We start from the raw sequence: 26,360 nt of genomic DNA, 5'->3' as shown, positions 1-26,360 counted from the left end.
CCGCCCGGCGCAGCGCGTCCAGAAACCCCCAGAGGTGGTCCGCGGCAAGCCGGTGAGTGACGTCACCGATGGCCGAACACCTCCTCCGCGTGGCGTTCCAGCGTGCGGGTGTCCTCCTCGTCCTTGATGAGCAGGCCGAGCGCGCGGCGCAGCGCCAGCGGCCACCCGTTGCCGCCGTCGACAAGCGCGGCGGCGCCGCGGGCCCAGTCGACCGACTCCGCGATGCCCGGCCGCTTGAGCAGCGGCAGCTCCCGGATCCGCTGCACCGCCCGCACAAGCGCGGACGCCGCCTCGTCGGTCAAGCCCGGCACGTGCGCGTGCAGGATCGCCCGCTCGCGGTCCGCGTCCGGAAAGGCGATCCAGTGGTACAGGCAGCGGCGCCGCAGCGCGTCGTGCAGCTCGCGGGTGCGGTTGGAGGTGAGCACCACGACCGGAGGCGTCCGCGCGCGCAGGGTGGCCAGCTCCGGGATGGTGATCTGGAAGTCGCTCAGGAACTCCAGCAGGAACGCCTCGAACTCGCTGTCCGCCCGGTCGATCTCGTCGATGAGCAGCACCGCGCCGCGCGCGGAGCGTACCGCGCGCAGCAGCGGGCGTTGCAGCAGGAACTCCTCGGCGTACAGGTCGCCGATCTCCTGGCCGCGGGACTCGGCGGTGCGTACCCGCAGCAGCTGCTTCGGGTAGTCCCACTCGTAGAGGGCCTGCCCCGAGTCGAGCCCCTCGAAGCACTGGAGGCGGATCAGCTCGCGGCCGAGCACGCGGGACAGTACCGAGGCGATCTCGGTCTTCCCCACGCCCGGCTCGCCCTCCAGCAGCAGCGGTCGGTCGAGGCGTAGCGCCAGGTGTACGGCCGTCGACAGCCCCTCGTCGGCGAAGTAGCCCTCGCGCGCCAGTGCCGCCGCGAGCTGCTCCTCGCCGAGAAGCATCAGAACAGCTCGTGTGGCGTGGCGAGCACGTGTACGCGGCTGGACGTGTGCGCGCCCGCGTCGGCCGCCGCGGCCTTGCCGTCCTCCGAGGCGAACGCGGCGACTCGCGCCTCCTCGTCGTCGAAGTAGAGCTCGTTCACCGCGTCGTACGGCGCGTCGTCCGCCACGGCCACGTTCACCGTGTACTTGCGCAGGCCGGGGAGCTTCTTCGCGAACTCAAGGTGATCCTCGACGACCCACTTCGCGAACTCCTCTTTGGACAAGCCCTCCGCGCGCTTGAGCAACGAGACGACCTTGAGCATTGACACTCCCTTTTCTAGTGGTGGTTTCCACGGAGCTCGTCGAGCCCGCGCAGTACCCGTTCGGGTGTGAAGGGCATGGTGTCCAGCCGTACGCCACACGCGTCGAAGATGGCGTTGGCGATGGCCGGGATCGGCGCGTTAGCGGTCATCTCGCCGATCCCCTTAGCGCCGAACGGGCCGTTGCCCGCGGGACGTTCGAGGATCGCGTTGTGGTACATGGGAATGTCCGCCGGACCGGGCATCAGGTACTCGTTGAAGTCGCCGGGACCGTGGTCGCGCGTGGGGTAGTAAGGCTCGGTCGACTCGAAGAGCGCGTGCGACATGCCCATCCAGGCGCCGCCCTCGACCTGCTGGGCGACCATCGCCGGGTTGAGCGCCCGGCCGATCTCGTAGGCGTTGTGCATCTCCAGCACCTCGACCACGCCGGTCTCGTCGTCCACCTCGACCACCGCGACCGTGCACGCGTGCGCCTGGCACGAGTCGGGATCCATCTCCCCGGTCTCCGGCACCGGGTCGTTCTTCTCCTTCAGGAAGATGCCCCGGCCGGAGATCGTGCGCCCGTGCGTGAAGTGCGCGGCCAGCGCCAGGTCGGTGATGTGGACGCGCTTCTCCTCGGCGCCCTTGACCTGGATGTACCCCGTGCCGTCGGTCTCCAGGTCGCCGGCGTCGACCTCCAGCTCCTCGGCGGCGACCGCGAGCATCACCTCGCGTGCCTCGGCGGCGGCCATGATGACCGCGTTGCCGACGCGGTGGGTGCCGCGACTCGCGAACGTACCCATGCAGTGCGGCCCGGTGTCGGTGTCGGCGGTGTCGACGAGGATGTTCTCCATCGGCAGGCCGAGCGTCTCCGCCGCGCACTGTGCCACGACGGTCTTGAGCCCCTGCCCCAGGTCCACTGAGGAGAGTGAGACCACGAAGGTACCGGTGGTGGTCGCGTGGATGAGCGCCTGGGACGGGTCGCCGCCAAGGTTCATGCCGGTGGGGTAGTTGACCGACGCGTACCCGCGCCCGCGCAGCTTGGCCATCTCAGCGCCCCTCACGGTCCATAGAGGCTCTGTCCATTGAAGACATCTGGCGGTACTCGGCGGGCAGCTCGTGTCCCACCATCTCCGCGGCCTTCTGGATGACCTCGACGAGCGCGGTGCCCTCGGCGACCTTCCGGTGGGCCTTCATGTCGCCGTCCCGGTACGCGTTGATCAGCCGCAGCCGCAACGGGTCCATCGACAGCTCGCGGGCGATCCGGTCCATCTGCGACTCCAGCGCGAAGTCCCCGATCGTCACGCCGAACCCGCGCATCGCGCTGGACGGCGTGCGGTTGGTGAAGACGCAGTGGCAGTCGGCCCACACGTTCGGGATGCTGTACGGCCCGGGCAGGTGCGCCGCCGCCTTCGTGGTGCCGTACGGGCTGTGGCGGGAGTATGCGCCGGCGTCCACGTACAGCGTGATCTTGCGGCCGGTGATGCGCCCGTCGGCCATCACCGCGTCCTTGATGTAGATCCGCTCGGCCGCGCGCGGGGAGGACACCTGCATCTCCTCGTACCGGCTGTACACGTACTTGACCGGCTGGCGGGTCAGCATCGCGGCGACGCAGGCGACCGGCTCGACCGCGATGTCCACCTTCCCGCCGAAGCCGCCGCCGACCGTGCCGCCGACGATGCGCAGCTTGTTGAACGGGGTACCCAGGATCAGCGCGGTGTTGTCGAGCGTGAAGAAGCACGCCTGCGTGTCGGAGTGGATGCGCAGCCGGCCGTCGGGCTGCGGCACCACGATGCAGCCGGTCGTCTCGGTGGGCGCGTGCTCGATCGGCGCGGACTGGTAGCGCCACTCGAAGACGTGGTCCGCCGCCGCGAAGGCCGACTCCACGTCGCCGAACCGGATCCGCCGGCAGTGGTGCCCTTCGTACGTGAAGTAGTTGTTGCCGTGGTACTCGTTGACGATCGGCGCGCCCTCGGCGAGCGCTTCCTCCACGTCGAGGACCGCGGGCAGTTCCTCGTAGTCCACCCGCACCCGGGCCGCGCCCTCGTACGCGGCGGCCTCGGTCTCGGCGACCACCGCGCAGATCGGCTCGCCGAGGTAGCGCACCTTTCCCTCGGCCAGCACCGGCTCGTCGTCCGGCTGGACGCCGATCAGCTTGAGCGGGGTGAAGACGTTGTTGGGGATGTCGGCGTGGGTGAGGATCCGCACCACACCGGGGACCGCGAGCGCGTCGGTCAGGTCGACGCCGAGGATCCGGGCGTGGTGCCGGGTCGAGCGGTGCATCTTCACGTGGAGCAGGTCGGGCGGCGAGAGGTCCTCGAAGAAGGTGGTACGGCCGGTGACGTGGCCGAGCGCGTCCGACCGCTGCACGACCGAACCGATCACGTTGAAGTCTTCGGCCGGCTCGTCCGCGAAGTACGTCCGGTCGATCGGGTTTGTCTTGTATCTCATGGCCGCCGCCTCGCCGCCGCGTCGAGGATGGCGTCGACGATCGGCCCGTACCCGGTGCAGCGGCACACGTTGCCGCTGATCGCCTCGACCACGTCCTCGCGGGTGGGATCGGGATTGCGGTCCAGCAGCGCCTCGGCTGACATGATCATGCCGGCGGTGCAGAACCCGCACTGGGTCGCGAAGCCCTCCAGGAAGGCGGCCTGCACCTCGTCGAGCTCCCCGTCCCGGGCCACCCCTTCGAGGGTGCGCACCGAGGCGCCGTCGACGGTCTCCACCGCGACGAGACACGACATCACCGGCCGGCCGTCGAGCAGCACGGTACATGTGCCGCAGCTGCCCTGCGCGCAGCCGCGCTTGGCGGCCATCAGCCCGAGCGCGTCGCGGAGGCTGGACAGCAGCGAGGTACCCGGTGCGGCGAGGAACTCCCGCGACCGTTCGTTGACGCGGAGGTTGACCACCTGTGACGCCATGTCGTGGACCTCTCTGCTAGCCGAGGAAAGCTCGGCGGAGGTGGACTGGAAGGACGCGCGCGCGGTACCAGGCGCTGGCGTACGCGTCGTCGAACGGCTCGATGTCGCCGCGCGCGGCCCGCCCCGCCTCGTCGAGCACGTCCGTCTCCAGTGGACGTCCGATGAGGACACCCTCGGCGGACACGGCGCGGACCGGCCGGGGCGCCACGCCGCCCAGCGCGATCCGCGCGGACGTCACGACGCCACCGGCCGTACCCACCACAGCGGCCACCGCGACGATGGCGGCCGAGTTGAGCTTGCGGCGCATCGCCTTGTGGTAAAACCACGTGCCCGGCGCCGGCACGGCCAGCCGTACGGCCGTGACCACCTCGCCGGGCGCGACCCCGTTGGCTAGTACCACGTCGACGGGCACCTCGCGGCTCCCGTCCGGGCCGGCGATCTCGACCGTGGCGTCCAGCGCGAGCAGGCACACCGCGAGGTCGCCGTAGGGCTGCGGCACGAAGAGGTTGCCGCCCACAGTTGCCAGGCTGCGGATCGCCGGCGAGGCGATGCTGCGCACCGCATCGCGCAGGAACGCCAGCTCCGGGCTCTCCTCGACCTCGGCGAGTGTCGTCGTCGCGCCGATGCGGGCGGCCGAGCCGTCGAGGCTGATCCCGCCGATGCCGGCGCGGCGCAGGCTGACGAGCTCGGGGGAGCCCACCGATCCGCTGTTGACCTGGGCCATGACGACCGTGCCGCCGGCCATCAGACGGCCGCCCGCCGCGGCGTGGCCGACCGCGGCCGCGAGGGATTCCGGTGTACGCACTGCCGTGATCATCGGACCTCCACCGACTATCGATAATCGGTTACACGGACGTTAAGACCGTCCGCCGCGCCGCGTCAAGGTCAACCGCCTGGTTACGATGGCGCCATGACGCCCGACCAGCCGGCGTCGGCAGTCACCCCGCTGGTGACGCGCATGACGCTGGCCCAGCAAATCCGCGAAGCGCTCGTGGTCCGCATCGTGTCCGGGGAGATCCAGCCTGGCGAGCGGCTCGTCGAGACGAGGCTCGCCGCCATGTACGGCACGAGCCAGGCCCCGGTGCGCGAGGCGCTGCGCGAGCTCGAGGCGATGCGGATGGTGGAGACCCGGCCGCGGCGGGGCACGTTCGTCCGGCACTTCGTGCAGCAGACGCTCCGGGAGAGCTACGTGGTGCGCGCCGCCCTGGAGGAGACCGCCACGCGCCTGGCGATGCTGGCCGGCACGGTACCGCTGGACGCGCTACGCCGTGAGGTGAAGGCGATGCGCGCGGCCGCCCGCACCGACGACGCCGTCGCCGCCGCGCGGGCGAGCGTCGCGTTCCACCGGCACATCGTCGACGCCGCGCGTAACGAGCTGCTGAAGCTGTCCTGGGAGGCGCTCCAGATCGAGGCGCGCACCTCGGTGACGATGGTGGCCGCCGAGGTGAAGCTGAAGGACATCGCCCGCGACCACGCCGAGCTGCTCAAGTCCATTGAGGACGGTGACCTGGAGACGGCGTGCAAGCACGCGCGCGACCACCAGTGGCACTACGCCGACCTGCCGCACGACGCGCACGGCCGGGCCCGCCGAACCAGCCGCCAGGTCAGCTGACCCCGGGCCGTGCTGGCGGCGCTGGCCACCAGCACGGCGCGAATTGTGCTAGCGGCAGGGGCGGCGGATGTGGCGCTCGTCGAGGAGCCGCTCCATCACGCTGGGCCAGGAGGACATCAGGCCGTCCGCGCAGGCGTCGATGAGCCTGTTGTACGTGGGCACGTCCTCCGGTGCGGTGCCGCTGAACCACACGTGGACCGCGTACCCGTCGGCGTGCGCACGGGCGACGAACTCCGGGGTCGCGACGGGGATGCCCTGGTAGGTGACCGGGATCTGGAGCGCGACAGTGCCGTCGATCGGCCGTACCCCGGCGGTGAAGTAGCCGATCAGACCCTGCATCCCGGGTGCGAGCGCGACCTTCGGTGCCAGCCGGTGGAACTCCGCGACCGCCAGGTCGTTGAACGAGGTCACGATGACCCCTCGGGTACGGCCCGTCTTGTCGAGCAGGTCGGCGAGGAGCCGCGCGTTGCGCAGGAACGACTCGGTGTCCGCGTCGGTCGTGCCCTTGATCTCGATGCTGAGCGGCACGTCCCGGAAGTCGTGCAGCACGTCGCGCAGCGTGGGGATCGCGAAGTCGTCGGCGTTGTACCCGCGCGGCGCCCGCTTGTCGTGGGTACGCACGCCGCGCAGCGGGTACGACGACGGCGGCAGCCCGGGCACCGCGTTCTGGCCCGGCACGAAGTTGTACGCCGCGTCCAGCTTGCGCAGCTCGCGGTAGGACTTGTCGCGGATCAGGCCGGTGCCGTTGGTGGTGCGGTCGACGGACGCGTCGTGGCTGGCGACAAGCACGCCGTCCTTGGTCGAGTGGACGTCCAGCTCCAGCATGTCGGCGCCGACGCGCACGGCCCGCCGGAAGGCGTACATGGTGTTCGACGGCGCCTCGCTCTCGCCGCCCTGGTGCGCTATGTGCAGGAACCGCTTGTCGAGCCAGGGGTTGCCCGGGCGGCCGTGGGCGTCGGCCGGGGCGGCACCCAGCGCGAGCAGGGTAAGAGACGCGATCGCGGTAGCGACGACGCGCCGAAAAGGTCGGGTAACGCGCATCGGCACAGTATGGGTCGATACCTCGCACCGTGGCAGCGGCGCCCGCCTCCCAAGGTCACCGTTTGTACGGTTACGCGGCTCACTTTCACCCCGATGTCACCACCCGTTGCCCCCGCCCAGGCGCTCCGGCTTTCGAGAAAGCGCCCCTCCGAGGGTGGGGTGTGCGATTATCGCACCATGGCGCAGACGGAATGGGTCGGCATCGGCCAGCGGGTACGTGAGGCTCGATTGGCCGCGAACCTCTCCCAGGACGAGCTCGGCCGCCGGATCGGCCTGGATCGAACGATGATCGCCAAGATCGAAGCGGGGACGCGGCGTATCGACGCTGTTGAGCTGGTCCGGCTGGGTGAGTGCCTCGATCTGCCGCTGGATCATTTCCTGTACGAACCTCCGGTGGTGTTGTCCCGGCGTGCCGCGCTGCTCGAAGAGGAAGCCACGGAGGCCGGACGTGAGTCGTTCCGGTTGGAAGCGGAGCTGGTGAGCTGGCTGCGCGATGTCCGGCAGATGCAAACCTCGGGCGTACTCGAAACAAGCCCGATCAGCGTGTACGGCGGAAAGGCCGATTCGGAGGGTGCCGCACGGGAAGCCGCCTCGTGGCTGCGCGGCCAGCTCGGCAACGGGAACGAGCCGATCGAGTCGCTCATCAAGGCGTGCCAGGACGCCGGACTGCTCATCGCCGTTGTGGACCTACCGGGCGACGGGGCATCGACGCTGGACGGCGACCTCGCCGTCGCGGTGGTGAGCAGGCTTGGCGATCCCGGCCGGCGTCGGACGACCGCCGCACACGAGCTGGGGCACCTGGTGCTGGGCGACGAGTATTCAAGCGATCTCGGGGTTCATGCCTCGCGCGCGGGTCGGGAAGCCGTTATCGACGCGTTCGCGGCCGAGTTCTTGTTGCCTGCGCACGTCATCGCCGGAGCCGGCCTGGCGTTCGGGCGAGACAGGCTCATTCAGCTCGCCGCCACGTATCGCACATCGTGGTCTTTGGCGGTCCGCCAGGCAGTCCACGCGGGCGTTCTCGACGAGGGTGAGGCGGTGTCCTGGCTGCCGCAGCGGCCCACAAGGGCCGAGCTTCTCGACGCCACTGGTTGGACTCCCCAGCCAGACCTCGAGTGGATACGCGTTCCTCCCAGCTACGCACACGCGGTCCTGGAGGCACGCCGGCGACACCTGATCACCACGGCCCGAGCGGTGGAGCTGATGCGCGGCCAGGTCGAAGAGGCGGACTTCCCCCACTAGGTGACGGAGATGTCGCACCGTGACGGCGCCAACGGCCCCCAGCCTCGTGTTCGACACGACCTGTCTCAGCCACTTCGCCCGCGCCGACCGCCTCGACGTGCTTGGCGACCTTCTTGCCGGCGACGATTCATTCGTGCCGCATGTCGTCCGGGAGGAGATCCGCGAAGGCATTCGGGCCCACCCCGAGCTGGCACAGGTCCTGACCATCGAATGGCTCCGGATCGTTCCCCTGGACAACCTGGACCGGCTGCGGGCCTTCACCATCTGGACCGGCCGGGTTGGCGCCGGTAGGCGCAATCTCGGCGAAGCCAGCGTCCTCGCCGTCGCGGAGGAACTCGGCGCTGTGGCCTTGATCGACGATCGCGATGCCACCCGGGTCGGTCGCGCCCACGGGATCGCTGTTCATGGCACGATCTGGCTTCTTGCGCGAGCGTGCCGCGACGGGAAGCTGACGGAGGTCGGCGCCAGCAATCTGGTCGACGCTTTGAGCGGGACCGGGATGAGACTGCCCTGCACGGGAGCTGACTTTCCCCGATTCGGGCGAGTTCACGGGCTGCTGTAGCGCGCCAGCCCTGGGCGATCCGACGGGCCGTGATTGGGCGGGCGGCGGGGGTAATCACCTCGTTCGGGAGGTGATTAGAAGCATGTCCAGTAGGGCCAAGCTGTGGTTGGGGATCGCCATCGCGGTGATCGTGGTCGTGATCATCATTGTCGTCGTGTCCATGAGCGGTGGCGGTGGCGGCGGAGGTGGTGGCGGCTACTGACGGCCGTCCATGACCCCTGTCACACGGCCGCGCCGAGTGGTCACATCGAGGGGTGTCGCCTTGTCTTAAAGGGTATGAGTGAATCCCCCAGCGCCAAGCACCGCGTCGTGGTTGTCGGTGCCGGGTTCGGTGGGCTGTTCGCGGCCAGGGAGCTGCGTTCGGCGGCCGTCTCGGTGACCTTGATCAACGGGACGACGTACCACCTGTTCGAGCCGCTTCTCTACCAGGTGGCGACCGGCATCCTGTCCGAGGGCGAGGTGGCCCCGCCGATCCGGGAGATCTTCCGGCGCCGGCGCAATCTGGACGTCCAGCTCGGCTGGGTCACCGACGTCGACGTCGAGGGCAAGGCCGTGCTGGTCAGCGCACCGGACGGGCGCGAGCGGCGGGTGCCGTACGACTCGCTTGTCGTGGCGGCCGGCGCGCGCAACTCGTACTTCGGCAACGATGGGTTCGCCGAGCACGCGCCCTCGCTCAAGAACATCGACGACGCGCTGGAGCTGCGCGGTCGGATCTTCCACGCGTTCGAGATGGCGGATCTGGAGGAGGATCCGGAGGCACGCCGCCGGTGGCTGACCTTCGTGATCATCGGCGCTGGGCCGACCGGGGTGGAGCTGGCCGGGCAGATCGCCGAGCTGGCGCACCGGGCGCTCAAGGGCAGTACCGCCACGCCGACCTTTCGCAGACCCGGGTAATCCTGCTCGACGCCGCCGACCGCGTGCTGCCCGCCTTCGACGCGCCGCTGTCGGTGCGGGCCGAGCGTCAGCTCACCAGGATGGGCGTCGACGTACGGCTCAACACCCGTGTCGTGGACGTCGACGAGGGCGGCGTGAAGATGGACACCGGGGAGGGCGGCGAGCGGATCGAGGCGTACACCAAGATCTGGGCCGCCGGGGTAGCCGCGCCCACGCTCGCCACCCGCATCGCCGAGGCCACCGGCGCCGGTACCGACCGGGCCGGTCGGATCCGCGTCAACCCGGATCTCACCGTTCCCGGCCACCCGGAGATCTTCGTGGTGGGCGACATGGCCGCGCTCGACCTGCCGGGCGTCGCGCAGGTCGCGATGCAGGGCGGCCGCTATGCCGCCAAGGTGATCCAGCGCCGGGTGGCCGGGCGGCCGGCGAAGCGGCCGTTCCACTACTTCGACAAGGGAAACATGGCGACGATCGGCCGGTTCTCCGCGGTGGCGAACGTGGGCAAGCTGCACTTCAGCGGCCTGCTCGGGTGGCTGATGTGGCTGGGCGTGCACCTGTTCTACCTGATCGGCTTCAAGAACAAGGTGACCACGCTGCTGCACTGGGTGGTGAGCTTCCTGGGCCGCGGGCGCGCCGAGCGGATCTCCACGGTGCAGCAGATCCACGCCCGGAACGCCCTCAACGGCACACCGCGCGCGACCTGACGCTGGCCAGGACGCCACTCTTGCCGCGTGGGGCATAGCCTGTCCCCGTGTCGTTGATGTTGCCCCCGACCCACCACCGCGCGGCCCGCGCGGTGGTAGCGGTTGTCCTCGCCGTCCTGGCCGGCTTCGCACTTCCCGCCCCGGCCAGGGCGGACGGTCCGACGCGCCTGGACGGCCAGATCACCGACAAGGTCGGTGCGCTGGACGGGCGCGAGGGGGAGGTGCGGGCCGCGCTCGACCGGTTGCGCGCGGACGGCGGGCTCCAGCTCTTCGTGGTGTACGTGCGCTCGTTCGACGGCACGCCGAGCGAGCAGTGGGCCGACCAGACGGCCACGCGCAGCGACTTCGGGCGGCGTGACGCGGTCCTCGCGGTGGCCACCCATGACCGCTCGTACGCGTACGCCTTCGACGCCGAGTTCCCGCTCACCGACACCCAGCTCGACGTCGTCGCCACCGTCGCCATCGAACCGGCGCTGTCCGCCAACGACTGGGCCGGCGCCGCGATCGCCGCCGCCGACGGGTACCGCGCGGTGCTCGCCGGCCAGGCGGTACCAAGCCCGCAGATCCGGCCGGGCGAGGCCGACCCCGGCGGCGGAGGTGGCGCCAGCGCCTGGATCGCCGGCGCGCTCTGCCTGCTCGTCGTCGCGGGCGGGGTCGTGCTGGTCCTGTGGCTGTTGCGGCGCCGCCGCCAGCGCCCGCCGGTCCCGGCCGGGCCCAGCACCGCCGAGCTGACCACGCGGGCCAACGACCTGCTCGTCGAGCTGGACAACGACCTGCGCGCCAGCGAGCAGGAGCTGGCACTGGCCAGCGGGCGGTACGGCGCCGAGGCGACCGCGTCGTACACGGCGGCACTGGAGAGCGCCCGGCAGGACGTCGCCGAGGCGTTCCGGCTGCGGATGACGCTGGACGAGACGCCCGGGCCGGACGAGGCGACCCGCCGGAGCACGCTCGAAGAGATCATCCGGCGGTGTGCACTCGCGGACAGCGGGCTGGACGCGGAGTCCGAGGCGTTCGACGCGCTGCGCGACCTGGAGGCCCGGGTCGAGGCCGAGATGGCCGAGCAGGCCACGCGGCAGGAGGCGGTCGAGGCGCGGATCCCGGCCGCGAGCGCCGCCCTCGACGCGGTGCGCACCCGCTACGTGGGGCCAGCGGCGACCGGGATCGCCGGCAACGTCGACCAGGCCCGGCGGCGGCTGGAGTTCGTCACCTCCGTGACCCGGCAGGCCACTGAGGCACTCGCCGAGGGCGATCGGCCGCGGGCCGCCCTCGCCGTACGCGCGGCCGAGGAGGCGCTCGGCCAGGCCGAGACGCTGCTCGACGCGGTCGAACGTGCCCGTACCGACCTGGATGCGGCCCAGGCCGGCATCGACACCCTCCTCGCCGAGGTGGAGTCCGACCTCGCCGCCGCCCGCGCCACCCAGCCGGGTACCGCCGCGCTCGCGGCCGCGATCACCGGTGCCGAGCAGGCACTCGCCGCCGTCCGGGCGGCGGTCGCCGGTCCCACGACGGACCCACTCGCCGCGACCGCCCGGCTGGAGGAGGCCGACGCCGCGCTCGACCGGGAGCTGGCCGAGATCCGCGACGCCGCCGAGCGGGCCGCGCGGGCCCGGGCGCTGCTCGACCAGGCCCTTGTCGCCGCCCGCGCCGAGGTGGCCGCCGCGAGCGACTTCATCGCCACCCGCCGGGGCGCGGTTGCCAGCCACCCGCGGGCCTTGCTGGCGCAGGCCCAGCAGCACCTCGCCCGCGCCGAGGCGCTGGCCGCGTCCAACCCGCCGGCCGCGCTTCCGGAAGCCGGGCGGGCCAGCCAGCTCGCCGCCGAGGCGGGCCGGGCGGCACAGTCCAACGTGGACCAGTGGTCGCCGCCCGGCATCGGCGGCCGCGGTGGTGGCGGTACCGACGTCCTGCTGGGCGTGCTGCTCGGCGGCATCCTGTCCGGCGGCGGTGGTGGTGGTCGCCCGCGCGGCTGGGGCGGCGGCGGCTTCCGGGGCGGCGGCTTCGGCGGCAGCGGCAGCCGCGCGCGGCGTACCGGCGGCGGCCGCTTCTGAGCCCGGCGGCGCGTGCACGTTTCACCCGGCGTCGAGAGGATCGGGCAAGACCTCGCGCGGATCGGTCTACGCCCAACCCCACTTCCCGCGTTTCGATGGGAGTACCAATCCGATCCGCAGGGAGTACGTCATGCCACTCGACCACTACGTCACGCTCGGCCGCTCGGGACTGCGGGTAAGCCCGTTCGCCCTGGGCGCGATGACCTTCGGCGAGGATCCCGGTGCCGCCGGGTGCAGTGTCGAGGAGTCGGAGAAGATCCTGGCGACCTACCTGGACCGCGGCGGAAACTTCATCGACACCGCGAACTTCTACACCAACGGCCACTCGGAGAAGATCCTCGGTGACTTCTTCGCCGCCCACCCCGGCCGCCGCGAGCACGTGGTGCTCGCCTCGAAGTTCTTCGGCAACATGTTCCCCGGCGACCCCAACGGCGGCGGCGCCGGCCGCGGCGCCATCATCGCCCAGCTGCACGAGACCCTGCGCCGCATGCGCACCGACCACCTCGACCTCTACTGGCTGCACCAGTGGGACCGCAACACCCCCATCGAGGAGACCATGCGCACCCTCGACGACCTGGTGACCGCCGGCAAGATCCGCTACCTGGGCTTCTCCAACACGCCCGCCTGGGTCACCGCGCAGGCACAGACGATGGCACAGCTCAAGGGCTGGACCCCGCTGATCGCGCTCCAGGTCGAGTACTCGCTGCTGGCCCGCACGGTGGAGGGTGAGATCGCCCCGCTGGCCCTGGACCAGGGTATGGCGCTAGTGCCGTGGAGCCCGCTGAAGAACGGCTTCCTCTCCGGCAAGTACCGCCGCGACACCGAGGTGGCCGACTCGGCCCGCGCCGCCTTCGTGGGTGGTCCCACGGACGCCGAGTACCAGGTCATCGACGCGGTCGCCGAGGTCGCCGACGAGCTGGGCACCACCTCCGCGGCGGTGGCCCTGGCCTGGCTGCGCGCCCGCGAGGGCACGGTGGTGCCGATCGTCGGCGCCCGCCGCCTGGAGCACCTGGATGCAAACCTCGCCGCGCTGGACGTGACCCTCACGGCGGCAAACCTCCGGCGCCTGGACGAGATCTCCACCCCGGCCCTGGACTACCCGGCCCCCATGCGCGGTCCGCTCCGCGCCATGCTCCAGTTCGCGGGCACCACAGTGGACGGCGAACCCTCCACTGTGTACCCACCCCTGCTCCAGAGCACCACCCGCTACTAAGACCATGAAGACTTGAGCTACCGCGATGTCCGCGGTGGTCCGGACCGCTGCTCCCGCGGCCTCACCCTCCGCGCTTCACAACCGAGCCGCCGGCCTTGCAGCCGGCGGCTCGGGCCTTGTAGCTTGCAGCTGACCGTGACACCGCCCGAGGAGGTGAGACCCATGAACGATGTATCGATGTGGGTGCTCCGCCTTCCCGTCGCGGTCGGGCGACTGACGTAGGTGTCGCCGGGAGCGCCTAGCCGACAAGGCACTCCCGAAAGGCAACACCTATGTTCGACGTGATTATTGCCGGGTGCGGGCCGACCGGTGCGATGCTGGCCGCCGAGCTGCGGCTGCACGATGTGCGGGTGCTCGTCCTGGAGAAGGAAACCGAGCCCGTGTCGTTCGCCCGCATCGTCGGTCTGCATATCCGCAGTATCGAGCTGATGGCGATGCGCGGGCTGCTGGAGCGCATTCTCGAACGCGGCAGACAGCGTCCGGCCGGCGGCTTCTTCGCCGCCATCGACAAACCCGCGCCCAAGGGCCTTGATTCGGCGTACGCCTATCTGCTGGGCATCCCGCAGCCGGTCATCGTCGACCTGCTCGAAGAACATGCGATCGGCCTGGGTGCGCAGGTCCGGCGCGGTTGTGCGGTGGCCGATTTCGAGCAGGACGACGAGGGTGTGACCGTCGAGCTGGCCGACGGCGAGAAGCTGCGTTCGCGCTATCTCGTCGGCTGTGACGGCGGGCGCAGTGCGGTGCGCAAACTGCTCGGCGTCGGCTTCCCCGGCGAGCCCTCGCGGACCGCGACGCTGATGGGCGAGATGGAAGTGGGTGTGCCGCAGGAGGAGATCGCCGCCAAAGCGGCCGAGATCGGCCAGACCGACAAGCGATTCAGTCTCAGGCCCGCGGGCGTTGGGGTCTACCGCGTCATAGTCCCCGTCGCGGGAGTCAGCGATCGTGCGGAACCGCCCACTCTCGAGGACTTCAAACAACAGTTGCGCACCACCGCCGGAACCGATTTCGGCGTGCACTCCCCGCGCTGGTTGTCCCGTTTCGGGGATGCCACACGGCTGGCCGAGCGTTATCGGGTCGGGCGGGTGCTGCTGGCCGGCGATGCGGCACACATCCATCCCCCCATCGGGGACAGGGCCTCAACCTTGGCGTTCAGGACGCATTCAACCTCGGCTGGAAACTGGCCGCACAGATCCGCGGCTGGGCGCCGGAAACACTGCTGGACAGCTACCAGGCCGAGCGTCATCCGGTCGCCGAGGACGTGCTGGACAACACCCGCGCCCAGATGGAACTGCTCTCCACCGAACCGGGCCCGCGGGCCGTGCGCAGGCTGCTCTCCGAACTGATGGACTTCGACGAGGTGAACCGCTATCTGATCGAGAAGATCACCGCGATCGGCATCCGCTACGACTTCGGCGCGGGTCCCGACCTGCTCGGCCGCCGCCTGCGCGACATCGACGTGAACCAGGGCCGCCTCTACGGTCTGCTGCATCGGGGCCGTGGCCTGCTGCTGGACCGCACCGAACGCCTGACCGTCGGCGGCTGGTCGGACCGGGTCGACTACCTCTCGGATCCCACCGCGGTACTGGATCATCCGTGCGTCCTGCTACGCCCCGACGGCCACGTCGCCTGGATCGGCAACGATCAGCAGGACCTGGACGACCACCTCTCCCGCTGGTTCGGCAAGCCCGCCACCTGATCCTTATGCGCGGGCGGGCCCGGCCGACTGGCCGGGCCCGCCCGTTCGGGGCTGGGGGATCAGCAGGTGCCGAGCATGCCGTTCAGGGCCGACTTCTCGGCACTGTCGACGCTGAGGCCGTAGAACCACTTCACCTGGATCCACGCGCGCGCGTAGGTGCAGCGGAACGAGGCCAGCGGCGGCTGCCAGGTGGCCGGGTCCTGGTCACCCTTGGCCTGGTTGACGTTGTCGGTGACCGCCCACAGCTCAGGCCCACCAAGGTCGTTGGCGTACGTCTGCCGCCGCGCGGTGGTCCATGCCCACGCACCGGACGCCCAGGCCTCCGAGAGCGGGACCATGTGGTCGATGTCGACGTCCGCCGGGTTGGTCCAGGTCGCGCCGTCGAACGGGCTGCGCCACGAGCCCGACGTCGGGTAGCAGCTGCTGTCGACGGTGACACCCGAGCCGTCCCGCTTGAGCACCTGCTCACGGGTGTTGCACGAGCCCGAGACGGTGATCCAGTGCGGGAAGAGGTCGCGGTTGTAGCTGGAACCGTGCGACTCCGCCGCGACGGTCAGCGCGTTGAGCCGGCTGACCGCCGTGCTGTACGACGGGATGTTCGGCGGGGTCGCCGCGGCCGGGGCGGCGGCGAGCGCGAGCAGCGCGACAACGGCGCCTAGGGTGGCGACGCCGGCCTTGAGGACGCGAGTCATGTGGACTCCTGACTATCCACGCGCGGCCGGTGGGGGTTGTACCGGCTGGGACGCGACGTGGATACATAGATATATGTCAGATTCACTTATTGGCATGAAACCCACCGATCATGAAACGCTCGCGTAACGTCGTGTGAAATCACCTGGCCTGACCGCCCTGGTCAGGCCAGGTGCGCCCGTTATCGGCGGGTGACGGAGAAGATACGGCGGTTGTCGGTGGGGTCGAGGTCGCTGTACACCTCGCCGTTCCAGACGTCGACGAGCCAGCGCGACACCAGGCTGTCGTCGCCGTCCTTGGCGGCCGGCGACGAGACCCCGAGGCGGAACGTCCGCGACTTCCCGGGCGCCAGGTAGCCCTTGACACACTTCGAGCCGGCCGGGAATCCCGCCTTGGTCGACCGCAACCGCGTGCACCCGGCCCAGTCGCCGCCCGCCGCCGACATGCTCTCCGGCAGTTCGACGATGAACGTCATGTCCCACACGGGATGCGGACCGTTGTTGATGATCGTCACGATGAGATTGCCGTGCCGTACCCCGTCGACCGGCCGCTCCAGCACGAGCCCCTTCGTGGTGGCCACGAGGTCGGTGAGGTCCCGCTCCGGGTCGTAGGAGGCCGGCGGGCGCGGCGTGCTGGGCGTCGACAGGGACGGCGTCGCGGCCGGCTTCCGCGTGGCCGGCGGCCGGGTGGTGGCCGGAGCGGTTGCCGGCGGGGTCGCGGCCGGTGGGGTCGTGGGGGCGGCGGCCGGCGTGGTGGCCATGGGTGCGCCGGCGCCAGCACCCCCGGCCGGCGGCTTGGCGGCCTCGCTGCCCGCGTTGCACGCGGTCAGGGCCGTCAGGGTCAGCAGCGCGGCGCCGACCAGAGTCTTGCGCATTTCGGGTTCCTCCCCGTTGTGCAGGCCGGCTGTCGCGGCCTGTCTAAAGGAGAGACGCCAGTTTCGCCTCCAGCGGTTACGACATCAATCCGACACGAAGGCGGGCAAATCCTTTACCGACCCTTTACGCGACTGCCTGTAAAACGAATCTCGGCCGCAGGCCCGGGATTCATTCGGCCATCAGCTTCTCGTGGTGCCCTGTACTCCTGACCACCTTCGGCGGCGCGCCGGCGCAGGCCGATCCCATCCCGCCCGCTGGCGTCCCGCTTGTCGGCACTGGCCCTGAATTCACAATGCCGGTAATGCAGGCGTTGGGCACCATTGATGGGGGTACCCAGCCGGGCTGCGTGTTTCCGCGGCCCCTTGCCGCGCCCGTGGCCCGCCGGGCGGTCCTGGCCGCGCACGGCGAGGACGTCGGTGAAGGACCCGGCAGGATGTTCGGTATCAACTTCCTCGGCTGTGTCGACTTCGCCCGCTCGACGAGCTACGGCGGCCACGTCACCCCGCAGTCGACCGGCCGCCTCACCTATGTCCCGCTCGGGGTGGATCTGGTGACCCTGGCCGTAAACCAGGACAGCATGATTCCGACCAACTGGTCGTTCGCCCAGATGCAGCGGGTGTACAAGTGCTTCGAGACCACCGTCGCCAACAATCCGGTGGTGCCCCGCATGCTCGAAAGCGGCTCGAGCACCTGGCAGGTCTGGACCGGTCCGACCCGGATGTCGATCACCGAGAACGAGATCGCCCTCGGTGACTACCCCTGCCTGGCGAACGGCAACGGTCAACCGCTGCACCCGCGGTTGCCGGAGAACGACGGCACCGTCCTGCTCAGCAAGGTGTACGACGTCGTGCCGTTCTCGGTGGCGCAGTTCGTGGCGCAGGGCAACGCGGTACCGATCGAGGTGGTGTGAGGTCCCACTGCCCGGCATAAGGGCGTAAGGATCCGGCCACCGGGGGCCACGGCCGGCTCTTACCGTCAGACCATGCGAATTGGCTCTCTTCGATCCTTTGCTGGGCGAGGTGTCGGCCTCGCCGTGGTAACGATCGCGGCCATGCTGGCCGCGGTCACGCCGGTCCGCGCGGCGGGTCCGTCCATACTGGACGGACTCGCCGGACCGGCCGCCGCTGGTGACCTGGAGGTCATGACGTTCAACCTCCGCTACGCCAGCACGAGCACGCCGAACTCGTGGGGGCAGCGGCGCCCCGTGATGCGCACGATGCTGACCAACGAACAGCCGGACCTGATCGGCACGCAGGAGGGGCTCAACGCCCAGCTCCGCGACATCGAAAACGACCTGGGTACCCGCTACGACTTCATCGGGCAGGGCCGGGAGGGCGGCACCCGGGGTGAGTACATGGCCATCTTCTACGACAACACTCGGCTGGCCCCGCAGGCGTACCAGCACTTCTGGCTCTCCGACACGCCAGAGGTGCCCGGCTCGAACACCTGGGGCGGTGGGTCGATCCGGATGGTCACCTGGGTGCGCTTCCTCGACCTCGTGACCGGCAAGCGCTTCTACGCGGTCAACACCCACCTGGACAACGCCAGCGAGAACGCCCGCCAGCGCGCCGCGCAGCTCATCCGGCAGCGGCTCGCCGCGCTGGACCCGGCGCTGCCCATCGTGCTGACCGGCGACTTCAACACCACGGCGGTATCCAGCGGGTACGTGTACAACCTGCTGGTCAACCAGGCCGGCTACCGCGACACCTGGCCCGGGGCGGCGGTACGCGGCACCGGGTACGGCACGTTCCACAACTACCGGGGGCTGACCACCGGCGGTGCCCGGATCGACTGGGTGCTCACCACCCCCGGCATCACCGCGCTCGCGGCCGGCATGAACACGTACCGAGGCGGTAACCAGTACCCCAGCGACCACCTACCGGTACAGGTGCGGCTCCGGCTGCCCTGACGACCGTCAACGCGGCTGTTTGAGGCAGGGCTCGAGCTGGCTGCCGTCCTGGTTGACGCAGGGCACGTAGCCCGCCTCACGCAGCGCGACCCGGGCCGAGTCGGTGTTCATGTACGCCAGGAACGAGGCGAGCAGCCCACCGGCCGGCGGCTCGCCGTACGTGTACATGTACTCGATGGTCCAGAACGGGTAGCCCTCGTCGATGTGGCCGAACTCCGGCTCCCGCCCGTCCAGCCGTACCCGGACCACATCCGGGTAGAGGGTGGCGGTGGGGGCGTCGGCGTACCCGATCGCGCCGCTCATGGTGTTGACGTTCTCCAGCAGCCTCCCGGTACCGGAGGCGAGGCACCGGAGGGTGGCGGACTGCGGGATGAGGTCCCTTCGCTCACAGTTGCTCGACGACTCGGCCGGCTCGGCCGCCTTCAGCACGAACTCCTCGAAGGTCCGCCGGCTGCCCGACTCGTTGTCCCGGCCGACAATCCGGATCTCGGTGTTGGTGCCGCCCAGGTCGGCCCAGTTGTCATACTGGCCGGAGTAGATGCCGCGGAGCTGGTCGAGGGTGAGGCTGTCGATACCGGTGTTGGCGTTGACCACCACCGCGAAGATGGCCAGCGCGGTCGGCCGGGCGCGGAGTGTGGGGTAGCCGCTCGGCGCGTGGCCGTCGGAGAGGACGAGCAGCTTCCCGCGCCCGTTCATGTCCGCGCCGCGGAGCTGGTCGAGCCCGTCGATGCTGCCTTCGGGGTTCACGGTCATGTTGGCGCCGTCGCAGACCTTGAGGTACGCGTCCTTCGCCTTGTTCGCCGCCACCTCGAACGCCGTGGAACCGACCACCGTGAGGTCGCCGGTAGCGCACTCGAAGGGCTGCCTCGGCAGGGGCACAAGGCCTGGCTGCACCGCGAGCACGACCGCGAGCGCGCCGGCGAAGAGCAGGGCGAACCCGGCCAGAACCCGGGTCCGGGTGATCCGGCGCGGGTGGGTGTCGTCGATGATCCGGCCACCCTTGATCCGGCCGCGGCAGTCGAGCTCCTCGCCGGTGCTCTCGCCGGACAGCAGCACCACGAGCTTGAAGCGGTCCCGAGGGTTGAGATGGACCGGCGGCAGTACCACCTCGTGCCGGCGCACCTTGAAGCCGGGATGGCCGGCCAGCATGTCCCGCCACTGATCGTCCGCCCGGTCCTGGCTGCGCGCCTCGGCGATCTCCGCCCGGATCACGTTGCGGTCCGGAAACGGCACCGTGACCGGAAGCTCGTAGTCGGACTCGGCGATGTCCAGCACGCCGGAATTCTTGATCCGCAGGCTCACCATCGACGGGTGCTCGATCGGCGCGCCATCCTTGGCGACGAAGCTGATCCGCTGCCCCTTGCCGCGCAGGCCGAAGCGGCTCGGCCAGTTCGAGTCGCTCAGCGTACGCACGTTGAGCCGCTTGGCCTTGATCAGGAACCGGTCGGCGAAGAGCAGGGCGACGGGTATGACCAGGCCCGTGACGAGACCGATGATGCCGTAGTCGCCGAGGAGTACGCCGGACAGCCATTCAGCGACCGCCGTCCCCAGGCCGCCCATGGCTTCCCCTCGCTAGTGGACAGTACGGGCGCGAAGCGTAGCTCATGTTGATGACAATCGCGTTCGCCTCCTGTTCACCAGCGCCAGTGGGAATGATCATTAGTCGGCGACCCTTGCGCGGCGGCGGGCGGCGTCGGAGGGTAAGGGCCGGCGGTACGCCGCGTAGGCCGGGGCCGCCAACGGGCGACAAACGGTCGGAGAACGGCATGAACCTGGAGCTGCAAGGCATCGTCGACGCGATGGCTGCGCGGGTCGGTCGGCCGGCGCTGATCGAGGACCGGCGGCATCGGGTCGTCGTGTACAGCGAGCAGACCGGCACTATGGACGACGTCCGCCGCAGCTCCATCCTGCGCCGGCACACCGCGCCCGAGGTCATCACGTGGTTCCGCGGCTTCGGCATCATGAAGGCCCGCAGGCCGATGCGCATCCCCGCCTGCCCCGAGCTCGACCTGCTGCCCCGCCTCTGCGTGCCGATCGTCCACCAGGACCGGCTGCTCGGGTACGTGTGGTTCATCGAGGCCGACAAGGGCATGACGGAGGCCGAGATCGACATGATCACCCGCGCTGCCGGCGACCTGTCGCTCGCCCTCTACCGGGAGAACCTGCTCGGCGAGCTGGCCTCCCAACGCGAGGCCGAGGCGGCCCGTACGCTGCTCTCCGACAACCCGGCCACCCGCGAGGAGATGGTCCGCTCGCTGCTCGCCGACGGGCTGGTCGGTGCGGACGGTCCGGCCACCGCGATCGTCGCCCAGCTCGTCGCGGCCCGTGGGCAGGTGCTCGACGAGGACGCCGGGATCGCGCTGGAGCAGGCGCTGGTCGCCACCCGGCGGTGGATCGGGGTACGGGACGCGTTGCACCTACTCCGCAACGACCAGGGCGTGCTGCTGGTCCGCGCCGGCCAGGTGGGCGGCCGCCCGTCGGCCGAGTCCGCCGCCGGGTACCTGCGGGAGTCGCTGCGAAACGCGACCGGCGCCCTGGGCGAGGTGGCCCGCGTGGTGGTCGGCATCGGCAGCCCACGGCCGGGGCTCGCGGACGCCATCCACTCGTATGACGAGGCGGTCCAGTCGGCCCGCGTGGGCGTGCGCCTGCCGGCGCTGGGACCGCTCATCTCCTGGTCCGACCTTGGCATCTACCGCATGCTGTCCCAGATGGACGGCCGGCACGTGGACGTCGCCACCGTCCATCCCGGGCTGCACCGGCTGCTGGGCGAAGAGGCCAACCAGGTCCTGCTGGAGACCTTGGAGGTCTACCTCGACCTGGCCGGCAACGCACACGCCACGGCCGAACAGCTGCGGCTGCACCGCACGACGCTCTACTACCGCCTGCACCGTGTGGAGCAGCTCGCCGAAACCGACCTGAAGAACGGCAACGAGCGCCTCTGCCTCCACCTAGGCCTCAAGCTCGCCCGCCTGAGCGGCACCTACCCCGGCCCCTAGCCAGCGGTCGCTCTTACCCCTTAGCCTCCGGCGGGAGCGCTCCGGCCTCCGGGATGGGGGAAGTGCCATCCCGTCGGCCCTCGACCCACAAGAGCAGAGCAGACCGACGCCCGGGGCGCCAGCGTCCGTGCGACCTGTTGATGTCCGTGGGTGGTGGCGCCCCGGGCGTCGGCCCGCTCCAAGAACATGCGGGTCGAGGGCCGACGGGATGGCACTGAGGGTAGGCGCTCGCCTGCCGCGCACGGTGGTGATCCCCTGGTGATCGTTCGCCCGATTCCTGCGCGACACGCCGGCGATGCCGCAGGTTCTGGGCGAACGATCACCAGGACTAGGCCCGAGTTGCTTGCAGACCGCATTTGCTCTGCTTTCAGCAGGAGGCGCCCCGCGTCGTGCCCTAGACGATCAATTCCAAGGGGTTAGTGGTCGTACGCGGTCAGGGATCGCATGGTCGGTTGGCTGGTGTGCCAGTTGTGCCAGATCGCGGCGGTCAGGGCGAGGATGCGTTGCAGGACGCGGGCGGCCACGCCGGTTGGGGTTCGTCCGCCGTGTCGTTCTAGGTCGAGTTGGTCTTTGAGGGTTTGGTTGACCGACTCGATGTTCTGGCGTACGACGCGCAGTAATGCCCGGCCGGGGCGGGGTGGCTCGGTGCGGTAGGCGGGTCGGATGACGGTGATGTTGGCTTCGTTGAGCCAGGTTTCGGTGGCGCGGTCGCGGTAGCCCTTGTCCACGACCAGGATCAGCCCGTCTGGGTGGTGGAACATGGTCGGTTGTAGTGAGACCAGGTCGACCAGCACGTCGCGTTCGTCGGCTTTGGGGCTGGCCAGGGCGAACGCGACGGGCAGGCCGTGCACGGTGGTGACCAGGTGCAGGCGTAGTCCCCAGAATCGGCGGGAGTGGGAGGCGCAGTAGCCGTAGCCGGCCCAGCCGGCCAGGTCGGAGTGTTGGGCGGTGGTGCGGGAGGTGCCGCAGGGCACGGGGGTGGAGTCGGCGATACGGATCGGGTGCTGCCACAGGTCTGTTTCAGCGGCCAACACCGCGATGAAGTAGGCCAGTTGTGGTACCAGGGCACGGAGGCGCTTGTTGTAGCCGGGTTGTTTGGGCAGGTAGGGGAACAGGTGCCCGATGTCCTTGCGGGCTGCGCGTAGCCAGCGGGTCTCGTTGTGGTGGCCGAGCAGAGCCTGAAGGACGGCGATGGTGATCAGCTCGGCGTCGGTGATCTGCGGGGCGATGCCCACCGCGGGCCGATCCGGATTGAGCTGCGGGGATGCCTTCAACCCGTCATCGATCTTCACGTACAGTGCGGTGGCGAGGGTGTCCAGATCGGCGTGCACGCGGCCTCCATGGTCTCGTTGCTAGGCAACGTCGATCATCGACACCCTCGCGTTCGTTCGCTGTCCCGTACCCCTTGGAATTGATCGTCTAGGGCCTTGTCCACATTGCACGTTCCCGTTTGGGCGCCTTCGACCGGTTTGCCGGCACTCTGTCCGGGCTGATGTCGACCCGCCCTGGCCGCGGAGACCTGCGGTCCCTTGATCGTCGGAGCCCACCAGCGATCGTGGTACCCAACTGCCCCCAGAGAGGCTGTCGCAAAATCGCCAGATTCGCATGAAGTGAGGGTCGCGTTGACCCTCACTGGCCGCCGTTCGGCGGCCAGCGGCGGACACAGCCGTGTTTTTCTACGCACACGCTGTAGTCGGGCAATTTTGCAACAGGCTCCAGAGGGGCGGCAAACGACCATGATCTGTTGGATGGTGTCCGGCCGCAGCGTCGATCAAGGGCAACCAGGTCTCTGCGGTCGCCGTACGGCCGGCAGCACTCGGCCTTGAAGCCTGCGGCACGCGGACAAACCACCTAAAGCGCCCACCGGAGGTGACGCTGTGGCCAAGCCCGGGAGATCTTGTCGACTTTCTGTCGTCCAGGCGGCAGAAAGTCGACTAGATCCAGAGTTCTTCCGGTCTGCGTGCCTGCCGCGAGGCTGGCGGTCGGGTTGTGAAGCGCGGAGGGTGAGGCTGCGGGAGCAGCGGTCCGGACCACCGCGGACGTCGCGGTAGCTCAAATCTCGATCATGGAATGGCGGCCCGCTCGGGATGGGCAAGGGGGCAAGGGGCAGGGGGCAGGGGCTAGAAAGCAGAAACCAGGTTTCTGCTGCCGTGCCCGAAGGCGGTGGCGCAGAAACCTGGCTTCTGGATGGGAGTTGGGGTTAGAGGCGGGAGCAGTCGCCGGACTTGGCGCCGTTGATCGTGTTCGGGGCGCCGAAGTCCTTCGGCCGGGCGCTGCTGCCGGAGCAGCTCAGCGCGCCGTTGATGCGGTTGCCGGCCAGCACCGGGCCGTACGCGCCGGACAGGCGGCTGTACCTCTCGTTGGCCGTGACCTGCGTGTTGTTCGCCAGCATGACCGCGCCGTTGAAGGTGCTGCCGGCGACCGTCACGTCCCGGGTCGTGCCCACGATCTGGGCCGCGCCGTTGACCGTCGAGCCGAAGAGCTGGATCGCCTGCGCGCCGTTCGCCGCGAGCGTGCCGGTGATCGTGCTGGACCGGACCACGAGCGAGGCGCCGGCGCGTACCGTCACCTGGCCCGCCACCTGCGCGTTCGTCAGGCAGGTCACGCCCTGCGTCACGGTCACCCGGGTCTGGCGGCCGGTCAGCGTGGTCGTGCAGGCAGGGGAGGAGCCGGGCAGCACGGTGGCCTTGTAGCTGTCAGCCTTGCCGATGTTGCCGGACGGGTCGATCGCGCGGTGCTCGACAAGGTGGGTGCCGAAGCCGGGGACGAACCCGCCGCTAGGGTGGTCGTCCGGCAGCGTCTGCTCGAACGTGGCCCGGGAGAGCCCGCCCGTGCCAAGGTTGCCGTACGTCAGCGCCTTCACGTTGGTACCCGAGTGGCGGAACTGGAACGGCGACGCCGGCATCGGCTGCTCCGGGAAGCCGAAGTAGTTGAACCAGCCGTCCTTGTCCAGCCGGAGCTGGCCCACCACGTAACGCCCGGTCTGGTCGTCGGTCGGGTCGAGCCACATGTCCCAGCCGTCGAAGTACACCGGGTGCTCCACCGCGCCGGGCAGCGTGGTCAGCGGTGTGGAGAGCCGTCGCGGGGCGGTCGGCAGCGCGTTGTCGACGGTCCACTCGACCGAGTCGGACGCACCGGCGGGATCGGTCACGGTGGCGACCAGCTTGTGCGCGCCGGCGGAGAGACCGAGCGCGCCGAGGTCGAGGCGCCGGCTGTTGTGCGGGTTGGGCACGGCGGCGCCGTCCAGCGACCAGGCCACGTCGAGGATCCGGTCGGCCGGGTGGTTGGTCTCCACGAAGACGACCTCGTCGCCGGCGACCGGCTGGGTGGTCATCGTCGAGGAGGTGATCTCGGCGGCGGCCGGCGAAGGCTCCACAGTAGACGAGCCGACGGTCCACTCGCGGGTCTGCACGAAGCGCGGGCCCTCGTAGCCCGAGTTTGTCGCGCTGTTGCCGGTGGAGGGGTTGCGCACCCAGTCGATGCCGTCGGGGCCGACCGGGTCACGCACCTCGACCTGGACGACCGTGCCTTCAGGCAGATCCAGGTCTGCCAGGTCCAGGCTGCGGCTGCCGTGCGTGTCGAGGACGGTGCCGTTGGCCCGCCAGGTCACCTGGAGCTCGTGGTAGCGCGGGTGCCCGGTCTCCACCCACAGCACGCCGTCGGACGGCACTGTCCCCAGTGGAGTGTGCCCGACGGCCATCTGGCCGGCGTTGCGACGTCCGGTGATCCGGGCGACCATGTGCTCGCGCCCGACCTGGTCCCAGTCGAAGCCGATCCACCGCATGATGGAGTGCTCGCTCGGCCGGCGCTGTCCACAAGGGAACGAACCGCCGCCCTCGTGCGCCCCGATCGTGCCGCCGGACAGGCTCTCCTCGCCGACCCACCGCCACCACTTCTGCTGGTCGGCGACCATCTGCGCCGGGTCGGTGGTGATCGTGTGGTGGAAGCTGCTGGGCTCGCCGCCGGTGTAGCAGGGGCGCACCACATCGCGGGAGGAGTACGGGTACTCGTCCGCCATCGTGCCCAGCGAGTGGCCAAGCTCGTGCAGCGAGATCAGCGGGCCCTGTGGCGAGCCGCCGGAGGTGGTGGCGCTGGTGCCGCCGATGCCGCCGTACGTGAACGTGTTGAAGATGGCGAGCGTCTGCACGTTCTGCGAGGTGCGCGGGATGCCCAGCACCGGCGCCACGTACGTGTCGAGGATGCGGTTGTGCGCCTGGTTACCGGTCTCGCACGGGTTGACGCCCGGCGGGTAGTACGGCGCGTCGTTGGCGCAGCCGACTGGCGCTCCACCGTAGACGGTGCCGCGGGAGAGTGGGTCGGCGCAGCCGTTCTGGTAGATCATCCGGAGCGCGGTGCGCTTGCCGTCGATCGGCCCCTCGCGCACGCCGGTGTCGCGGATCGTGCCGTCCGGGTGGCGTACCCGGCTGTCGGGGTCGCAGCGGACGCCGTAGTCGATCGAGGCGATCTCGACCGCGTACACGTTGATGTAGTCGCGGTACGTGCGGAACGGCTCGGTCGCCCACATGATCGCGAGGTTGCGGTCGACGTCGCCGAAGAAGAGGCTCTGCTGGTCGGCCTGGTAACCGTCGCCGAGGATGATCAGGTTGAGCCGGTCGGCCGCCGGGCCGGTGATCTGGATCGGGTGCACCTTCGGCTCGGGCAAGGGTGCGGGGTCAGCCGCCCGTGCCGGCGCTGGGCCAGCGACTAGCATGCCGGCCACCAGGGCCGCCACGGTCAGGAATGCTCGTTTTCTCATTACCTA

At 70.0% G+C, this 26,360-nt stretch carries 22 protein-coding genes and 1 pseudogene; 11 read left to right on the top strand and 12 right to left on the bottom strand.

Features of this window, described 5'->3' with window-relative positions; all coding sequences use genetic code 11:
- Positions 1-62 precede the first annotated feature (62 nt).
- The 6 genes from Pflav_RS19805 to Pflav_RS19780 are packed head-to-tail and all read right to left on the bottom strand — an operon-like array spanning position 63 to position 4,939.
- Positions 63-923: an AAA family ATPase gene (locus Pflav_RS19805; RefSeq protein WP_173037475.1), complete on the bottom strand. Its 861-nt coding sequence runs from the start codon at positions 921-923 to the stop codon at positions 63-65.
- Positions 923-1,225, bottom strand: a complete 303-nt coding sequence (locus tag Pflav_RS19800; RefSeq protein WP_173037474.1) for an EthD family reductase — start codon at positions 1,223-1,225, stop codon at positions 923-925. Before Pflav_RS19800 ends, Pflav_RS19805 begins: the two co-directional genes overlap by 1 nt.
- A gap of 14 nt (positions 1,226-1,239) precedes the next feature.
- Positions 1,240-2,250, bottom strand: a complete 1,011-nt coding sequence (locus Pflav_RS47515; protein WP_173042536.1) for a xanthine dehydrogenase family protein molybdopterin-binding subunit — start codon at positions 2,248-2,250, stop codon at positions 1,240-1,242.
- A 1-nt stretch (position 2,251) separates the two neighbouring features.
- Entirely contained in the window at positions 2,252-3,652 is a 1,401-nt protein-coding gene (locus tag Pflav_RS47510; RefSeq protein WP_173037473.1) for a xanthine dehydrogenase family protein molybdopterin-binding subunit, read from the bottom strand.
- The gene (locus tag Pflav_RS19785) at positions 3,649-4,122 is read right to left on the bottom strand and encodes a (2Fe-2S)-binding protein (protein ID WP_173037472.1); all 474 of its coding nucleotides are present in this window, start codon (positions 4,120-4,122) and stop codon (positions 3,649-3,651) included. The genes Pflav_RS47510 and Pflav_RS19785 overlap by 4 nt, the downstream gene beginning before the upstream one ends.
- Positions 4,123-4,138: 16 nt before the next feature.
- Positions 4,139-4,939: an FAD binding domain-containing protein gene (locus Pflav_RS19780; RefSeq protein ID WP_173037471.1), complete on the bottom strand. Its 801-nt coding sequence runs from the start codon at positions 4,937-4,939 to the stop codon at positions 4,139-4,141.
- A gap of 93 nt (positions 4,940-5,032) precedes the next feature.
- Between Pflav_RS19780 and Pflav_RS19775 the strand changes: the two genes are divergently transcribed.
- On the top strand, positions 5,033-5,734 hold the full coding sequence (locus Pflav_RS19775) for a GntR family transcriptional regulator (protein WP_173037470.1): 702 nt from the start codon (positions 5,033-5,035) through the stop codon (positions 5,732-5,734).
- Between the two features lie 48 nt (positions 5,735-5,782).
- On the opposite strand, the gene Pflav_RS19770 is transcribed toward Pflav_RS19775, so the two are convergent.
- Complete coding sequence (locus tag Pflav_RS19770) at positions 5,783-6,775, bottom strand: glycerophosphodiester phosphodiesterase (protein WP_173037469.1); 993 nt, start codon at positions 6,773-6,775, stop codon at positions 5,783-5,785.
- A gap of 177 nt (positions 6,776-6,952) precedes the next feature.
- Here Pflav_RS19770 and Pflav_RS19765 point away from each other — a divergent pair, with 177 nt between their 5' ends.
- The 7 genes and pseudogenes from Pflav_RS19765 (at position 6,953) to rox (ending at position 15,128) form a co-directional block, all read left to right on the top strand.
- Positions 6,953-8,014, top strand: coding sequence for a helix-turn-helix domain-containing protein (locus Pflav_RS19765; protein WP_173037468.1), 1,062 nt, complete (start codon positions 6,953-6,955; stop codon positions 8,012-8,014).
- A 46-nt stretch (positions 8,015-8,060) separates the two neighbouring features.
- Complete coding sequence (locus Pflav_RS19760) at positions 8,061-8,576, top strand: hypothetical protein (protein ID WP_173037467.1); 516 nt, start codon at positions 8,061-8,063, stop codon at positions 8,574-8,576.
- A 276-nt stretch (positions 8,577-8,852) separates the two neighbouring features.
- Positions 8,853-9,470, top strand: a complete 618-nt coding sequence (locus Pflav_RS45895) for an NAD(P)/FAD-dependent oxidoreductase (protein WP_232071649.1) — start codon at positions 8,853-8,855, stop codon at positions 9,468-9,470.
- A gap of 23 nt (positions 9,471-9,493) precedes the next feature.
- Positions 9,494-10,174, top strand: coding sequence for an NAD(P)/FAD-dependent oxidoreductase (locus tag Pflav_RS45890; protein WP_232071647.1), 681 nt, complete (start codon positions 9,494-9,496; stop codon positions 10,172-10,174).
- 56 nt (positions 10,175-10,230) lie between these two features.
- Entirely contained in the window at positions 10,231-12,219 is a 1,989-nt protein-coding gene (locus Pflav_RS19750) for a TPM domain-containing protein (protein ID WP_173042535.1), read from the top strand.
- 130 nt (positions 12,220-12,349) lie between these two features.
- Complete coding sequence (locus tag Pflav_RS19745; RefSeq protein WP_173037466.1) at positions 12,350-13,432, top strand: aldo/keto reductase; 1,083 nt, start codon at positions 12,350-12,352, stop codon at positions 13,430-13,432.
- 272 nt (positions 13,433-13,704) lie between these two features.
- Positions 13,705-15,128 (top strand): annotated as a pseudogene (rox, locus tag Pflav_RS19740) (rifampin monooxygenase).
- A gap of 59 nt (positions 15,129-15,187) precedes the next feature.
- Here the strand turns inward: rox and Pflav_RS19735 are convergent.
- Together Pflav_RS19735 and Pflav_RS19730 are read right to left on the bottom strand one after the other, a co-directional pair.
- The gene (locus Pflav_RS19735) at positions 15,188-15,820 is read right to left on the bottom strand and encodes an HNH endonuclease family protein (protein ID WP_173037465.1); all 633 of its coding nucleotides are present in this window, start codon (positions 15,818-15,820) and stop codon (positions 15,188-15,190) included.
- 179 nt (positions 15,821-15,999) lie between these two features.
- On the bottom strand, positions 16,000-16,692 hold the full coding sequence (locus tag Pflav_RS19730; RefSeq protein ID WP_173037464.1) for a hypothetical protein: 693 nt from the start codon (positions 16,690-16,692) through the stop codon (positions 16,000-16,002).
- A 302-nt stretch (positions 16,693-16,994) separates the two neighbouring features.
- On the opposite strand from Pflav_RS19730, the gene Pflav_RS19725 reads away from it, so the two are divergent.
- Positions 16,995-17,603: a hypothetical protein gene (locus tag Pflav_RS19725; RefSeq protein ID WP_173037463.1), complete on the top strand. Its 609-nt coding sequence runs from the start codon at positions 16,995-16,997 to the stop codon at positions 17,601-17,603.
- 123 nt (positions 17,604-17,726) lie between these two features.
- The gene (locus Pflav_RS19720; RefSeq protein WP_232071645.1) at positions 17,727-18,602 is read left to right on the top strand and encodes an endonuclease/exonuclease/phosphatase family protein; all 876 of its coding nucleotides are present in this window, start codon (positions 17,727-17,729) and stop codon (positions 18,600-18,602) included.
- Positions 18,603-18,608: 6 nt separating this feature from the next.
- On the opposite strand, the gene Pflav_RS19715 is transcribed toward Pflav_RS19720, so the two are convergent.
- Positions 18,609-20,162, bottom strand: coding sequence for a PstS family phosphate ABC transporter substrate-binding protein (locus Pflav_RS19715; protein ID WP_173037462.1), 1,554 nt, complete (start codon positions 20,160-20,162; stop codon positions 18,609-18,611).
- A gap of 206 nt (positions 20,163-20,368) precedes the next feature.
- Between Pflav_RS19715 and Pflav_RS19710 the strand changes: the two genes are divergently transcribed.
- Positions 20,369-21,598 (top strand): PucR family transcriptional regulator, encoded by a 1,230-nt coding sequence (locus Pflav_RS19710; RefSeq protein ID WP_173037461.1) that lies wholly within the window; start codon positions 20,369-20,371, stop codon positions 21,596-21,598.
- Positions 21,599-22,014: 416 nt separating this feature from the next.
- Here the strand turns inward: Pflav_RS19710 and Pflav_RS19705 are convergent, their stop codons facing one another.
- Entirely contained in the window at positions 22,015-22,929 is a 915-nt protein-coding gene (locus Pflav_RS19705; RefSeq protein WP_173037460.1) for an IS982 family transposase, read from the bottom strand.
- A gap of 869 nt (positions 22,930-23,798) precedes the next feature.
- On the bottom strand, positions 23,799-26,354 hold the full coding sequence (locus Pflav_RS19700; protein ID WP_173037459.1) for a M64 family metallopeptidase: 2,556 nt from the start codon (positions 26,352-26,354) through the stop codon (positions 23,799-23,801).
- Positions 26,355-26,360: the final 6 nt, after the last annotated feature.

Origin of the sequence: Phytohabitans flavus (assembly GCF_011764545.1) — a bacterium.
Taxonomy (GTDB): Bacteria; Actinomycetota; Actinomycetes; order Mycobacteriales; family Micromonosporaceae; genus Phytohabitans; species Phytohabitans flavus.
The sequence above is the reverse complement of the archived record's forward strand: the minus strand, read 5'-3'. Positions and strand labels throughout refer to the sequence as shown.

Bases quoted from the DNA above. Each gene is read 5' to 3' on its own strand.
- Pflav_RS19745 (WP_173037466.1), top strand. From the start codon at position 12,350: ATGCCACTCGACCACTACGTCACGCTCGGCCGCTCGGGACTGCGGGTA.
- Pflav_RS19765 (WP_173037468.1), top strand. From the start codon at position 6,953: ATGGCGCAGACGGAATGGGTCGGCATCGGCCAGCGGGTACGTGAGGCT.
- Pflav_RS19715 (WP_173037462.1), bottom strand. From the start codon at position 20,162: ATGGGCGGCCTGGGGACGGCGGTCGCTGAATGGCTGTCCGGCGTACTC.
- Pflav_RS19725 (WP_173037463.1), top strand. From the start codon at position 16,995: ATGCAGGCGTTGGGCACCATTGATGGGGGTACCCAGCCGGGCTGCGTG.
- Pflav_RS45895 (WP_232071649.1), top strand. From the start codon at position 8,853: ATGAGTGAATCCCCCAGCGCCAAGCACCGCGTCGTGGTTGTCGGTGCC.
- Pflav_RS19730 (WP_173037464.1), bottom strand. From the start codon at position 16,692: ATGCGCAAGACTCTGGTCGGCGCCGCGCTGCTGACCCTGACGGCCCTG.
- Pflav_RS19700 (WP_173037459.1), bottom strand. From the start codon at position 26,354: ATGAGAAAACGAGCATTCCTGACCGTGGCGGCCCTGGTGGCCGGCATG.
- Pflav_RS19735 (WP_173037465.1), bottom strand. From the start codon at position 15,820: ATGACTCGCGTCCTCAAGGCCGGCGTCGCCACCCTAGGCGCCGTTGTC.
- Pflav_RS47510 (WP_173037473.1), bottom strand. From the start codon at position 3,652: ATGAGATACAAGACAAACCCGATCGACCGGACGTACTTCGCGGACGAG.
- Pflav_RS19780 (WP_173037471.1), bottom strand. From the start codon at position 4,939: ATGATCACGGCAGTGCGTACACCGGAATCCCTCGCGGCCGCGGTCGGC.
- Pflav_RS19710 (WP_173037461.1), top strand. From the start codon at position 20,369: ATGAACCTGGAGCTGCAAGGCATCGTCGACGCGATGGCTGCGCGGGTC.
- Pflav_RS19750 (WP_173042535.1), top strand. From the start codon at position 10,231: ATGTTGCCCCCGACCCACCACCGCGCGGCCCGCGCGGTGGTAGCGGTT.
- Pflav_RS19785 (WP_173037472.1), bottom strand. From the start codon at position 4,122: ATGGCGTCACAGGTGGTCAACCTCCGCGTCAACGAACGGTCGCGGGAG.
- Pflav_RS19775 (WP_173037470.1), top strand. From the start codon at position 5,033: ATGACGCCCGACCAGCCGGCGTCGGCAGTCACCCCGCTGGTGACGCGC.
- Pflav_RS19800 (WP_173037474.1), bottom strand. From the start codon at position 1,225: ATGCTCAAGGTCGTCTCGTTGCTCAAGCGCGCGGAGGGCTTGTCCAAA.
- Pflav_RS19805 (WP_173037475.1), bottom strand. From the start codon at position 923: ATGCTTCTCGGCGAGGAGCAGCTCGCGGCGGCACTGGCGCGCGAGGGC.
- Pflav_RS47515 (WP_173042536.1), bottom strand. From the start codon at position 2,250: ATGGCCAAGCTGCGCGGGCGCGGGTACGCGTCGGTCAACTACCCCACC.
- Pflav_RS19770 (WP_173037469.1), bottom strand. From the start codon at position 6,775: ATGCGCGTTACCCGACCTTTTCGGCGCGTCGTCGCTACCGCGATCGCG.